This is a genomic window from Pseudomonas sp. 21LCFQ010 (assembly GCF_024129905.1).
In the GTDB taxonomy this organism is placed as follows: domain Bacteria; phylum Pseudomonadota; class Gammaproteobacteria; order Pseudomonadales; family Pseudomonadaceae; genus Aquipseudomonas.
The window spans coordinates 156,812-170,252 of sequence record NZ_JAMYDZ010000004.1; the positions used below are offsets into that span (position 1 = coordinate 156,812).

Sequence of the window (13,441 nt, forward strand, 5' to 3'; positions counted from 1 at the left end):
TAACCATCTGATACGCAAATGAAAACGGCCTGGATCACAGACCGGCGAAATTTCGTTGATGAAACGAAACAGCGCCGGCCGATTCTCAGGCCGTCAGGCAGCGCGAGGTGTTATTTGAGGACGGAAAGCGCCGCATCATAATTAGGCTCTTCAGCGATCTCGCCCACCAGCTCGGTGTGCAGGACCTTGTCGTTCTCGTCGAGCACGACCACAGCGCGAGCGGTCAGGCCGGCCAGCGGGCCATCGGCAATCGCAACACCGTACTGGCTGGCGAAGCCGGCAGCGCGGAACGTTGACAGGCTCTTGACGTTTTCCAGACCTTCGGCGCCGCAGAAGCGTGCCTGGGCGAATGGCAGGTCAGCCGAGATGCACAACACCACGGTGTTGGCCAGTTCGTTGGCCTGGGCGTTGAACTTGCGCACCGAGGTGGCGCAGGTCGGCGTGTCGACGCTTGGGAAGATGTTCAGCACTTTGCGCTTGCCGGCCAGGTCAGCCAGCGAAACCTCGGCCAGGCCAGCGCCGACCAGGGTAAACGCCGGGGCAGTGCTGCCGGTGGCAGGCAGTTCGCCGTTGATGCTGACCGGGTTGCCTTTGAGAGTTACTTGAGCCATGAAACAGGATCCTTGTTCAAGATGATCTGGATGGGATCGGCAGTTAAGCATGAATCAGTCATATGACCTAGAGGCTACAAGACACCTTAAAGCACGCTCTGATCGGTCCAGTCGACCCATAAAGGCGAATGATTCTCAACTGATCCATGCCACTTGTCTACTGCCCACCTCAGAAATCCCGCTTATAGAAGATATCCAGTGAGCTGGCCAGGCCACTGGCCGCCTCCAGATACACCCGTTTACTCAGCAGATAACGCAGCGCGATGGTATTGGCCGGCTCGAAAACTCCAACGCCATAACGCAGGCTGAGCTTGTCGGTGATCTTGCCGCTGGCAACCACACTGGTCTGATTGCCGGTGCCGGCCGTATCGAGCTCAAAGTCCTTGATCCCAAGGTTACTGGCCAGCTTGCCGGTGGTTCCGGCGCTGCCCGCCACCCCCAGAGCCAATGCAGCCTGGGCAACCATATTATTGTCTTCGCTGTTGGTGCTCAGCGGGCGGCCCATGACCAGATAGGACAGCGCCTGCTCCTGGCTCATGGCCGGCTCAGAGAACACCGTAGTGGTCGGTTGTTCGGCACTGCCGCTCAGGCGGATCCCGGCCACCACTTCATCGACCTGGCGAATCGCTTCGATATCCAGATACGGCTGGTCGATCGGCCCGACGAAGAACAGCCGTGCCTTACGAATGGTCAGGCGCTGGCCGTAGGCGCGGTAGCGGCCCTCGTTGAGGTTCAGTTCGCCACGGGTGTCGAGATTGTCACCGATGTGCACACGACCGGCCAGGTTGGCGGTCAGGCCAAAACCGGAAAAGGCCAATTGCTCTTGCCCGACCAACACATTGATATCCATGGCCATGGCCAAAGGCGGTGCACCCTGCTCGGTCTGCTGGCCGACGATAACCGTGTCGCCGGAGACCTTGACGGTTGAGGGCGGCAACTCGCGTACCGTGATCCGCCCTTTGGGCACCTGTACGGTCCCGGCGATTTTCAGTTGACCGCCTTGCAGGGTGATATTCAGGTCGGGTGCGGCCTCAAGTTCCGCATAAGGCTGGACCACGATCGGCAGGCGAGTGCCGCGCACCCGCACATCCACTGCCAGGGCGTCGCCCCAGGCCAACTGACCACTCACGTTACCCTGGCCAACATCGCCGCTTTTCCAGCCGCCGCTGAGCTGCACGTTCTCGCCGGCGATCTGCGCATTCAGACGCAGATCCTTGACCTGCAAGGGCAACTCAGGCCCGCTGACTTCGCCGCCTTCCAGGCTCAGATTGCCGTTGACCAGCGGCGCCAGCAGCCCGCCAGAAATCCGCCCGCTGCCACTGAGGCGACCCGCCAGGGTCTGCACCATGGGCGCAAACGGCCGCGCCACGGCAACATCCAGGCCGCTCAGCGAAAAGTCGCCGCTGATCGGCTTGTTGCGCGCCAGCGGATCGATCCGCGTATTGAGCAGCAAACGTCCGAGCCGGTCACCGTCGAACTCCAGCCGTGAGTCGATGCGTTTGGGGGTCAGCTTACTGGTCAGTTGCAGGGTGCGGTACGGGAAATCCAGCCATTGCTGCTGGTCGCGAATACGCAAGGTCCCACCGCCGGCATCCACACTGATCTGCCCCGTTGGACCTGCGGCCGGCAGGTCCAGGGCCACATCGGCATTGAGGATGCCGCGCCAGGCGAAGTCCTTTGGCATCCATTGCGCCAGGCTGTCGATAGGGAAATTCTTCAGTTGGTAGCGCAAGCGCGGATCGGGCATCAGCCGCTGATTTTCGCCACACAGGCTGGCGTTGCCCGATAACCAGCAATGCGCGCCAAAATTGAGCGTGCCGCTGGCAAGGTATTCCAGGCGCGCCGGCGCTTGCAGGCGCCACTGCTGACTACCGCTTTGTACTTCACCGCTGGCCAGCCGCCCGCGCCAGTTGCCTTGATCCAGATTGCCGTCCAGCGCCAGCGCCAGTTTCAACAACGGCCCTTGCAGGTCGACGTTCAGTTGCTGGCTCTTTAACGTGCCTTGAGCGTCAGCCTGCAGCGTGCCCAGTCGCGTGTCGCCACTCTGGATGCCATCGCCCTTGAGGCTCAGGGTCGCGCGCTGCGCCTGATCGAGCTTGCCATCCAGACTCAGGCGTTGCAGCCGATTATCCTCAAAGCCCAGGCCACTCCCCGAGAGCTTGACCAGACCTTGCGGAGCTTGCAGCGTACCGGACACCTCCAGTTGCCCCTTGGCCTGACCTTGCAGCCCCGGCCACAGCTGCGCCAGACGCGGCAGGTCAAGATTCAACTGCCCGCGCAGGCGCTGATCGAGCCCGCCTTTACCCTGGATCCGGTTGTCGCCCAGCCGCACCAGCAGATTGTCGAGTTGCCATTGCTGACCATCGCCCGCCGCCTTGGCCTGCAACACCGCCGGCTGGCCACGCAGACGACCGGTAAGGTCCAGATCAGCCAGCAGATCGAGCGTCTCGCCTTGCATGCTGCCCTTGCTGCGTAACTGACCGCCCAGGGTGCCGGGCAGTTGCGCGACCCAGAAGGCCGGGTTCAGAGCGCTGAGTTTCAGATCGGTGTCCCACCCCAGCCCCTCGGCAAACGCCAGATTCAGATAGCCGCTGGCCTTGCCCTGCCCCGCTTCCAGTTCAAGCTGTGGCAGATAGACCGCTTGCAGATCGCCACTGAACGGGCTTTGCAGGCTGAACGCACCGGCCGGGCCATCAGCCTTGGCGCTGAAGTTGCCCAGGTACTTGCCATCGGTGTAAGACACCACGGCCTTGAACTGACGCACCGCCACCGGCGGCTCGGCCACTGCCGGGTACAGGCGCTGCCAGGGGAAGTCCAGCCAGTCCAGGCTGGCATCGGCTTTAAGGCCTTCAGCCCAGCCCAGCGTGCCCTTGAGGGTGACGCGTTGCTGCTCGCTGGCGGTCAACTCCAGCCCGGCGATCTGCGCACCGGCCGCATCCACCTTGCCCTCCAGCCGCAATGCCACCGGGCCTTTTTCCGCCGGCAGGCTGGCGTTGCCGTGCACCTGATAGCCCTGCTGCAGATTGCCCTCGGCGGTCAGTTGCAGCTTTTCCAGGGTCAAGGTGTCGGGCAGATCGGCACTGGCCTTGAATGCCTCGCTGGTGATGCTCAAGCGTGCCGGCAACTGCTCGGCCAACGGCTGCAGCTCAGCGTTGAGCAATGCGTCCAGATAGCCACTGCTTTGCCCTTGCAATTGCAGGGTCTTGCGCAGATCGCCCTGAATATCCAGCGCCAGCGTCCAGCTTTGCTCGCCTTGCGGCGGCAGTTGGACCTGGCCCTGAATGTTCAGCGGCCAGTCACCGACCGGCTGCAACAGCCCGGACACGTCCACTTGCAGATCATCACGTTGCAGGTGGATCCGGTCGATCTGCAGCCCTGCGGCGGTCCAGTGTGCGGCCACTTGCAAGTCTTGAAGCTGCTGCACGCCGTCGATCTGCAGGCTGGCGATCCTGATATCCTGCACCTCGATGCCCAGTGGCAGGCTCAGGTCGGGCAATTGCAGCGGCCCGCTCGGCGTGTCGGCTTCGCTGGCCGGCAATTGCAGGCTGATCGGCCCGCTATGCAGACGCTCGATACACAGCGTCATGCGCCACAGACAAGCGGGCGACCAGTCGAGCTCGGGATTGACGACCAGCACCTGCTGCTGACCCTGTTGCCAGTGCAGTTTTTCGGCCTGCCAATGGCCACCCAGCCGGCCACTGAACTGCTCGACCTGCAAACCCGGCACCTGGCGCAGCAGCCATTGGCTGCCAGCCTGAGTGCCGAGCAGACCGGACAGAGCCAGCAGCAGAACAATAATCACAGCCAGCAGGCTGAGCGCGGCGATCATCAAGCCACGTCCGATGCGGCGAGTATTCATAGTTCCGGCCCCATGGAAAAGTGCAGGCGTACGCCACCGTCGCCATCGAGCGGATGGGCCAGATCAAGGCGTAACGGACCGACCGGCGACACCCAGCGCACACCAAAGCCGACCCCGGTCTTCAGGCTCGGCAGGTCCAGATTATTGAAGGCGTTACCCTGGTCGACGAATGCCGCAAGGCGCCACTTTTCGGCAATCGAATACTGGTATTCGGCGCTGGCCGCGACCATGTAGCGGCCACCGATCCGGTCACCATCGGAGTTGGTCGGTGACAGGGTCTGGTAGTCATAACCCCGGACACTCTGGTCACCACCGGCAAAGAAGCGCAGTGACGGCGGAATCGAGGAATAGCCATTGGTCCAGTTGCCGCCGATCTGCACCCGGCCCAGAAAGCGATGATTCTGGCCCAGGGTGGTCAGCCCCTTGGCCATGGCGCTGCCGCGCAGCAGGTTAGTATCGGACAACATACCCTCGGCCGCGACCTGGGCATCGAACTGCAACCGATAACCGTTGTGTGGGTCAATCCGGTTATCGCTGCGCAGGAATGAATAGCTGACACCGGGCATCAGCAACGTGCTGAGCCCGGAATCATCGCCAAGCCGATATTCTTCGCGCTGCCATTTCAACGACACCACCCGCTCCCAGCCACTGGGCAACTTGCTGTGCCACTCCGGGCCAAGGGTCAGCAGCTTGCTGAGGGTGTCAGTGCCGGCAATCTCTTCATACTGATAACCACCGGCATACCGCAGCTTATCGGTCAGCGGCGGGTCGAGCGGCACATCGTAGTACAGACCGATGTTCTGCCGGGGCGCCGATAATTCCGATTCGAAGCCATAACTGTGCCCCTGGGGGTTGGCCCAGTGGCGGGTCCAGTTGGCTTTGCCGCGCGGCCCGACGTCGGTGGAAAAGCCCAGCCCCAGGCCCATGGTCCGGGGCTTGCGGGTTTCAAGTTGCACCGTGACCGGGATGACCTGGCCTTGCGCAGCGGTCGGCGCCGCATCGACCCGTACGCCTTCAAAATAGCCACTCGATTGCATGGCCTGGTTGAGTTCGGCGATCAGTTGTGAGTCGTAGGGGGTGTTTTCCTTGAACGGCACCATGCGGCGCAGCAGGTCCGGGTCCAGCGGCGTGTCGCCGCCGAAACTGACCGGCCCCAGCACATAGCGCGGGCCGCTGTCATACACCAGCTCGATATCCGCCACGGCGCCCTGCGGGTCGACCCGCAGTTGCTGGCGGCTGAAGCGGCCGCTGAAGAACCCATAGCGTGAGGCCTGATTCTGGATCAGCTTCTTGGCGTCTTCATAGAGCCCATGGTTGAGCGGTTTGCCGGGTTGCAGCGCTTCACTTCTGGGCACCTTGAACGCCGCCATTTGAGCAGCCGGGCCTTCAACCCGTACGGTGACATTGCGCAAGCGCACCGGCTCGCCCGGCTCGATCCGGACAATCAGCTGCGGCTGTTTGCCATCGCGAACCTCGGTATCGATCCTGGCCTGGTAATAGCCCAGCGCCTGCGCAGCGGTCTGCGCCTGCTGCACGGCGCCCAGGCGAAACTGCTCCAGTGCCTGGGCATCACGATCGCCCAGGCTGCCGATATAACCTTCAACGTTCTCCTTGAGCGCCGCGTTGGCGGGACTGATATCCACCTCCAGACGCGCCTGGGCATGGACCGTGGCGCTCATGGAGACAACGAACAAGCTGCTGAATAATCTGGAAAGCTTCATGGGTCCCGATGCTAACACGACTCAGTGGCACGCCCGTGAGCGGACAAAGCGTCGAAGTTTCAATCCCTTAGGTAGCAGGTTGCGCCAAAGCCCGTGGACTTGGGTGAAAGAACACATGTTCACGAATCGGTCCTACCGCCACTTCACCGATTTGCTCGTAGCCCTGCTGTTTATAGAATTCAAGATAGCGGGGATTTCCAGTGTCGAGGACCACACCCCGTGAATGCTCATCAACTGCGCACCAGTCATGCAGCGCCTGCAGCAGCCGTTCGGACAGTCGCTGACCCAGTACCTGGCCCTGATAAGCGGGGTCCAGACCGACCAGCGGCAGCACGTGCACCGCTTGGGTCGGCAGGCAAGCGAGCACCGCGTTGTAGTAGTCCAGATAGCGCTGAGTGCAGCTCAGGCCGGTGCTGAGCACCATGCGCAACCGCCACGCCCAGCTTTCGGTCACCCCCAGCCGGCGCTGCGGCGGCGCGATCAACGCTACGCCCGCCAGCCTGTCCTCGACAAACAGCCCCAGCGCCGGCAAGTCCTGCAAAAAGTGCTGCTTGACCAGTTCCCTGACCGTGGCCTTGACCCGTTGCTCGTAACCCGCCCGCTGGGCATTGAATACGTAAGAGAAATTCGGATCGTTGCGATAGGCCTGAAACAGCAGATTACGGGTTTCACGACTGTAACCGCTGTCGAGTTGACGGATATCGATCTGGGGGGCAGTAGAGTCAGGCATACAACAAACCTCGTGATAAAGGGCAGCGCAGATACAGCAACGCTCGGGATGCACTGGGTCAGAGTCATGGCCATCTGCGACAGTTCCAACAAAATTCAGGCCTTGTAACAGCCGTTCACAAGGCTGGCCCCGAACTCACAGGTTGGTTAGCATCGCGGTTTCGTTTTTGCCAGGACCTGCATGTCATGAAAATTGTCTCGTTCAACATCAATGGCCTGCGTGCCCGTCCCCACCAGTTGGCGGCGCTGATCGAGAAGTATCAGCCGGATGTGATCGGCCTGCAGGAAACCAAGGTCGCTGACGAACAATTCCCCCAGGCCGAGATCGAGGCGCTGGGTTACCACGTGCATTACCACGGGCAAAAAGGCCATTACGGCGTCGCGCTGCTGTCGAAGAACATGCCGCTGGCGCTGCATAAAGGCTTCGATACAGATGATGAAGAGGCCCAGAAGCGTTTCATCTGGGGCACCTATGCCGACCACAATGGCCAGCCGGTGACCATCATGAACGGCTATTTCCCGCAGGGCGAAAGCCGCGACCACCCCACCAAGTTCCCGGCCAAGCAGCGCTTCTACCGCGACCTGCAGGCGCTGCTGGAAAGCCGCTTCAGCAATGACCAGGCGCTGGTGGTGATGGGCGATGTGAATATTTCTCCGCAGGATTGCGATATCGGCATCGGTGCCGACAACGCCAAGCGCTGGCTGAAAACCGGTAAATGCAGCTTTTTACCTGAAGAGCGCGAGTGGATGGAACGCCTGAAAAACTGGGGCCTGGTCGACAGCTTCCGGCACCTGAACCCCGAGGTCAGTGACCGCTTCAGCTGGTTCGATTACCGCAGCCGGGGCTTCGAGGACGAGCCCAAGCGCGGCCTGCGCATCGACCTGATCATGACCACTCAGGGCTTGCTGCCACGGGTCAAGGCGGCAGGGATCGATTACGACCTGCGCGGCATGGAAAAACCCTCGGACCATGCACCGATCTGGCTGGAACTGAGCTGAGCCATCGGCGCCGGCGACGTCTGGCGTTGCGGCGTCATCGCGCCGTCATATTTGTGTCTTAATCTTGCGGCACTTGCATGCTTCAAGGTGATGTCGATGTTTCGTGCGCTGCTGTTTGCGCTGCTGCTGGCAGGTTCAATGCTGTCCGTGGCGGCGCAGACCGCGCCGGACAGTCCGGCCCCGGTCTTGCGCCTGCAAGGCTCCAATACCATCAACGCTCAGCTAGGCCCTAGGTTGATCGAAGGCCTGATGCGCGAACAAGGCCTGCAGCAGATACAGACCCGTGCCAGTGCAGTGGCCAATGAACAACGTGTCACCGGCCAGGATATCGACGCCAGCATCTGGCAGGCACAGGTCGCCGCGCATGGTTCCAGCACCGGTTTCAAGGCACTGCAAGGCGGCCTGACCGATGTCGCCGCTTCGTCGCGACCGATCAAGCACCAGGAGCTGCTGGCCTTGGCCAGCCTGGGGGATCTGCGCAGCCCACAGGCCGAGCACGTGATTGGCATTGATGGCGTCGCGGTGATCGTGCATCCGGGCAACCCGCTGCGCCAGCTCGACACCCAGACCCTGGCGCGTATTTTCAGCGGCGAAATCAGCGACTGGCAGACCATTGGCGGCACGCCTGGGCGAATAGTGCTGTATGCCCGCGATGAGCAATCCGGGACTTGGGAAACGTTTCGTGAGCTGGTGTTGACCGCGCATGCCAAAGCGCTGTCAGCCGGGGCGCGACGGCTGGAGTCGAGCGAGCAACTGGCCGACGAAGTCAGTCGCACGCCCAACGCCATCGGTTTCATCGGTCTGCCTTGGGTCCGCCGCGCCCGCGCGCTGGCCATTGCTGACGGCGACGCGCAACCGCTGCTGCCGACGATCGAATCGATTGCCACGGAAGACTATCCGCTGACGCGGCGGCTTTACTTGTATCTGCCGCCGCACCTGCAAAATCCCTGGGCGCAGGCTCTGGTGCGGTTTGCCCAAAGCCGCCAGGGACAGGCAATTGTCGCCGCCAGTGGCTTCGTGGCGCAGCAGATCCAGACCATACAGACCCGCCCCGACCTACAGATGAGCAGTCAATACCAGGCATTGAGCCGCCACGCGCAGCGGTTGTCAGTGAATTTCCGCTTTGAACAGGGCAGCGCCCGGCTGGATAACAAGGCATTGTTTGACGTGCAGCGCCTGGTGGATTACCTGAGCGCCCATGACAAACTCGATCGACAGGTCACCCTGGTGGGGTTTGGCGATGCCAAGGACGACCCGCAACGCGCCCTGCTGCTGTCGCGCCTGCGGGCCATGGCGGTGCGCCGTGAGCTGCTGCGCCATGATGTGATCCTGCGCGACGTGCTGGGCCAGGGTGAGGACATGCCGGTCGCCGATGACGACACAGCGCAAGGGCGAATCCGCAATCGCCGGGTGGAGGTCTGGGTGCACTGACCAGCAGGGTGGCGTGCAGTTGCTGCAGGCACGGCTATGATCAATTTGAACATGGCCGTGGGCCACGACAAGAGGCGCCTGCACGATGACGCTGCATAAAGTCGATCTGAATCTGTTCGTGGTGTTCGATGCCATTTACACCGAGTCCAGCCTGACCCGCGCCGGGCAAAATATCGGTATCACTCAGCCGGCCGTTTCCAATGCGCTGGCGCGGCTGCGCGAAACCTTCAATGACCCATTGTTCCTGCGCACCGCGCACGGCATGATCCCCACCCCGATGGCCCGGCGGATTGTCGGCCCGATCCGTAACGCCCTGTCGCTGCTACAGGTGTCGGTGCAGCAAAGCCGGGGTTTCGATCCTTTGCTGAGCAACAGAACCTTGCGCATCAGCATGAACGACCTCAGTGAGGTTTTATTGCTGCCCAGGCTGCTGCAACGCCTGCAGCAACTGGCGCCAGACCTGTGCATCGAAAGTTTTGGCAGCCGCCACCACGAAATTCCCCAGGCACTGGCGGCAGGACACCTTGATCTGGCAATCGACGCGCCCGCGCCGGGCGATGCACAGATACACCACCTCAAACTCCTTGAAGACCGCTACGTGTGCGCAATGCGCAAGCAGCATCCGCTGGCGCAGCATGACACTCTGGAACTTGAGCAATACCTTGCCCAGCCGCAGATTCTGGTGGCCCACCCGCGTGACAAACCTCATAGCATTGACCTGGCACTGGCCAGGCTAGGCCGGCAACGACGCATCGCCCTGCGCTCGCGCAATCACCTGATGGCCTGGCACGCCCTGCAACAGACCGACCTGATCATGACTGTGCCGGAACACTTCGCTCGTCAGCACGCTCTGCATTGGGTCAATCTGCCGGTCGAACAACCCGCCTTACTGGAAACCCACCTTTACTGGCATGAAAGCACCGACCATGACCCGGCCAACCGCTGGATGCGCGAACAGCTGATCGAGCTTTGCCTGGCGATGGGCCTGGAGCAGCCCAGCTGAAGCGCTGGGTAACCGGGTTTGCGCTTGACAGCAGCACGCGCGTCGGGCAGCACGTGCGACACCTTGTCACACAGTGTTACCCTTGTTGGTGAATGCCCCAGGATTCGGGTAGCACGGAAACATTTCAATTGCGTGACTCGGCCCTCAGCAGGACGATGCAAGGATGGAAACGCCGGATTACGGGGCTTTTATAAAGTTGGCACGGCTTCTGCTTTATGTCTTGGTACAACAAGAATAAAAACTGCAGCAACCCAATAAAAACAAGATGTACGGCTCTGACATAACAAGAACAATACACACAGAGACGCAGCCAACAGATTTTTTTGGAGTCGATAGTTTTCCGGGGCTTTGTCCTCGCAACCCGTCAAAGAACAACAAGACTGCCCAAGGCAGCTGCCCGACTGGTTGGATCGTTTGATGAAAGCTGATCAGCGCTCAAAAAAATACGTTTGCTCTTGATCCCGTATGGGGATCGCCAAAGCGGTAACGGGTACGGTCACCAAAAACAACAACAGGCCACCCGAACAATAAAAAGAGCATACCAAGAAACCTTGAAGGGGAGCCCAGGCTCCCCTTCGTGCTATGTGCGGTACAGCCACTGCCCATGCACAGCCCTTACCGCCCCTTTCACGACCAGCACGGATCGCCGCCCGGCCGCCCCCGCCCCGATTCTGACTTGAAACAAAGTGGGAACGAGCTCGCTCGTGAAGACGGCGACACATGCACAGCAGATTCAGGACCCATACCCGCCCCTTCACGACCAGAACGGATCGCCGCCCGGTCGTTCCCACCCCGATTCTGATCTGAAACGAAGTGCGACCAAGCGGGCAGAAAGAAGAGTCGTATACCCTAGAGAAAATCCATCAGTGCGGGGCAATGGATTGTAAATTTCAATGAGGGGTAAAAAAGCGTTGACCGGCAAATGATAATGATTATTATTGCATCAGCTGGTCGCGAGACTGGCGGATAACCCAGGAGTCTTAGGTCGACTCCAGGATTATCTCCTCATCAGGCTAATCACGGTTTTTGACCCGGCTTTTTGCCGGGTCTTTTTTTTGGTTTTTTATCGCTGCTTCAGGCTAATGAAGTCTTTGCTGTTGCTCATGGGCGGCATCATAGCAAAGCGATATTGAACTGCGTCATAGTTTTTGACTCAAACTCCTATGAAAATTGGCAATTGTTGACACTTTTCACTTGAGAATGATTCTCGACCTCACTAATCTGTACGCATGTCACGGGTGACATCCCTGAACCAAGGACGTCCCCGCCCTCCACGCAAGATCAGCGAGCGTAGAACATGAGTAGCCAACTCTCATCTTTACTGCATATGCCCATCCGGCCCGACGCCGAGGCCACTGCGCAAACGCTCGAACTGACCCGACGCCTGGGCAAACTGCCGCGGCATATCCGCCAGGTGTTTCTGCTTAGCCGCCTTGAACAGCTCTCGCACAGCGAGATCGCCAGCTTCATGGGGATTGCCGCCGACAAGGTCGAACGCGCCATGTTGCGGGTCATGCACCACGCGCATCGTGACCTGGCGGACACCCACGCGCCATTGGCGATCCACGATCAGGCCGACGCCTGGTATATCCACTTGCAAAGCCCGGCGGCGACTGCCAGCCAGCGTATCGAGTTTCGTCACTGGATCGACGCCGATCCGGCCAATCTGGCGGCGTTCCAGGCCAGCGAGCGGCTCTGGCGGCAGTTGCAACCGGCGGCTGCACTTCTGGGCGCCTCCGGCTGGCACCGGCGCAAACGCCGCGGCTACCTGGGCTGGTACCTGCTGACGGCGTTCATTGGCAGCCTGATGGTGACTGCCGAAGCCTTCAGCTGATCACTAATGACCGATCGACGACTGAAAAGCCCGTCAAAATCCCTGTAAAGTAATTGCCACACCCCGGCACTTGCGCATACAGGGAGACACCGTGAGTCTGAACATCAGCGCCGATTTTGACAGCGGCAATATTGAGGTCATCGATGCCAGCGACAGCCAGCGCATCGAACTGGCGATCCGCCCCGACAGCAACAGCCCGCATTACCAGTGGTTCCACTTCAAGGTCGATGGCCTGATTCCCGGCCAGCAATACCACTTCAGGCTCGGCAATGCTGCCGGCGCAAGCTACGGACATGCCTGGCACGGCTACAACGCGGTAGCCTCCACTGACCACCAGAGCTGGTTTCGCGTGCCCTCCAGCTTCGACGGCCAGGCGCTGAGCTTCTGCTTCGAAGCCAGTCACCGCCAGGCCTGGTTTGCCTATTTCGAACCCTATAGCCGTGAGCGCCATACGCGCCTGATCGAACAGGCGCTAAGCAATGCCGGCTGCCAGTTGCTGGCCACCGGGCACAGCGTCGAAGGCCGCGATATTGCCCTGCTGCGCAAAGGCGACGGCGCGCCGGGCAAGCGCAAGATCTGGATCATCGCCCAACAGCATCCGGGCGAGCATATGGCCGAGTGGTTTATCGAAGGCATCATCGAGCGTTTACAGGAGCCTGCCGACGCCGCGTTGCAGACCTTGCTTGCCGCCGCCGACCTGTATCTGGTGCCGAACATGAACCCGGACGGCGCCTTTCATGGCCATCTACGCACCAATGCACGCGGCAAAGACCTTAACCGCGCCTGGCAAGACAGCAATGCCCAGGACACGCCGGAGGTGTTCTTCATCCAGCAACAAATGGAACAGTATGGCGTGGATGCCTTTATCGATGCCCATGGCGACGAAGACATCCCTTATGTCTTCACCGCCGCCTGCGAAGGCAATCCGGGTTACAGCCCCAGGCAGGCCGCGCTTGAGGCGCAGTTTCGCAGCACCCTGGAGGGTATCACCCCGGACTTCCAGAGCCTGCACGGCTACCCCCGCAGCGCGCCTGGGCAGGCCAATATGAGCCTGGCCTGTAACAGTGTCGGTGAACGCTACCAATGCCTGGCACTGACCCTGGAGATGCCCTTCAAGGATCACGACAACGCCCCGAACCCGCACACCGGCTGGTCCGGGCAACGCTCAAAGGCGCTGGGCCGTGACGTGCTCGGTGCTCTGGCGCAAATGGTTCAGGCGTTACGCTGAATCTCCCCTACCACACCGGTAACCTG

9 protein-coding genes are annotated in these 13,441 nt (G+C 60.9%); 5 read left to right on the top strand and 4 right to left on the bottom strand.

Annotation, left to right across the window (positions count from 1 at the left end):
- Nucleotides 1-110: 110 nt before the first annotated feature.
- The 4 genes from tpx to NJC38_RS07170 all read right to left on the bottom strand — a co-directional run bounded on the left by tpx (nt 111) and on the right by NJC38_RS07170 (nt 6,921).
- Complete coding sequence (gene tpx, locus NJC38_RS07155; protein ID WP_253112580.1) at nt 111-611, bottom strand: thiol peroxidase; 501 nt, start codon at nt 609-611, stop codon at nt 111-113.
- Nucleotides 612-780: 169 nt separating this feature from the next.
- Entirely contained in the window at nt 781-4,470 is a 3,690-nt protein-coding gene (locus tag NJC38_RS07160) for a translocation/assembly module TamB domain-containing protein (RefSeq protein ID WP_253112583.1), read from the bottom strand.
- Entirely contained in the window at nt 4,467-6,191 is a 1,725-nt protein-coding gene (locus NJC38_RS07165) for an autotransporter assembly complex family protein (protein WP_253112586.1), read from the bottom strand. The genes NJC38_RS07160 and NJC38_RS07165 overlap by 4 nt, the downstream gene beginning before the upstream one ends.
- Before the next feature lie 67 nt (nt 6,192-6,258).
- Nucleotides 6,259-6,921: a GNAT family N-acetyltransferase gene (locus tag NJC38_RS07170; protein ID WP_045490900.1), complete on the bottom strand. Its 663-nt coding sequence runs from the start codon at nt 6,919-6,921 to the stop codon at nt 6,259-6,261.
- A 185-nt stretch (nt 6,922-7,106) separates the two neighbouring features.
- Between NJC38_RS07170 and xthA the strand changes: the two genes are divergently transcribed.
- The 5 genes from xthA to NJC38_RS07195 all read left to right on the top strand — a co-directional run bounded on the left by xthA (nt 7,107) and on the right by NJC38_RS07195 (nt 13,415).
- Entirely contained in the window at nt 7,107-7,919 is an 813-nt protein-coding gene (gene xthA, locus NJC38_RS07175) for an exodeoxyribonuclease III (RefSeq protein ID WP_253112589.1), read from the top strand.
- Between the two features lie 96 nt (nt 7,920-8,015).
- On the top strand, nt 8,016-9,350 hold the full coding sequence (locus tag NJC38_RS07180) for a substrate-binding domain-containing protein (RefSeq protein ID WP_045490898.1): 1,335 nt from the start codon (nt 8,016-8,018) through the stop codon (nt 9,348-9,350).
- 85 nt (nt 9,351-9,435) lie between these two features.
- Nucleotides 9,436-10,353 (top strand): LysR family transcriptional regulator, encoded by a 918-nt coding sequence (locus NJC38_RS07185; RefSeq protein WP_253112592.1) that lies wholly within the window; start codon nt 9,436-9,438, stop codon nt 10,351-10,353.
- A 1,297-nt stretch (nt 10,354-11,650) separates the two neighbouring features.
- Nucleotides 11,651-12,187 (top strand): DUF4880 domain-containing protein, encoded by a 537-nt coding sequence (locus NJC38_RS07190; RefSeq protein ID WP_253112593.1) that lies wholly within the window; start codon nt 11,651-11,653, stop codon nt 12,185-12,187.
- 91 nt (nt 12,188-12,278) lie between these two features.
- Nucleotides 12,279-13,415 carry a M14-type cytosolic carboxypeptidase gene (locus NJC38_RS07195; protein WP_253112596.1) on the top strand — a complete coding sequence of 379 codons (1,137 nt, stop codon included), beginning with the start codon at nt 12,279-12,281 and terminating at the stop codon, nt 13,413-13,415.
- The last annotated feature ends 26 nt before the right edge of the window (nt 13,416-13,441 follow it).

Coding starts and splice junctions, on each gene's coding strand:
- xthA (WP_253112589.1), top strand. CDS start 7,107: ATGAAAATTGTCTCGTTCAACATCAATGGCCTGCGTGCCCGTCCCCAC.
- NJC38_RS07160 (WP_253112583.1), bottom strand. CDS start 4,470: ATGAATACTCGCCGCATCGGACGTGGCTTGATGATCGCCGCGCTCAGC.
- NJC38_RS07185 (WP_253112592.1), top strand. CDS start 9,436: ATGACGCTGCATAAAGTCGATCTGAATCTGTTCGTGGTGTTCGATGCC.
- NJC38_RS07170 (WP_045490900.1), bottom strand. CDS start 6,921: ATGCCTGACTCTACTGCCCCCCAGATCGATATCCGTCAACTCGACAGC.
- NJC38_RS07190 (WP_253112593.1), top strand. CDS start 11,651: ATGAGTAGCCAACTCTCATCTTTACTGCATATGCCCATCCGGCCCGAC.
- tpx (WP_253112580.1), bottom strand. CDS start 611: ATGGCTCAAGTAACTCTCAAAGGCAACCCGGTCAGCATCAACGGCGAA.
- NJC38_RS07180 (WP_045490898.1), top strand. CDS start 8,016: ATGTTTCGTGCGCTGCTGTTTGCGCTGCTGCTGGCAGGTTCAATGCTG.
- NJC38_RS07165 (WP_253112586.1), bottom strand. CDS start 6,191: ATGAAGCTTTCCAGATTATTCAGCAGCTTGTTCGTTGTCTCCATGAGC.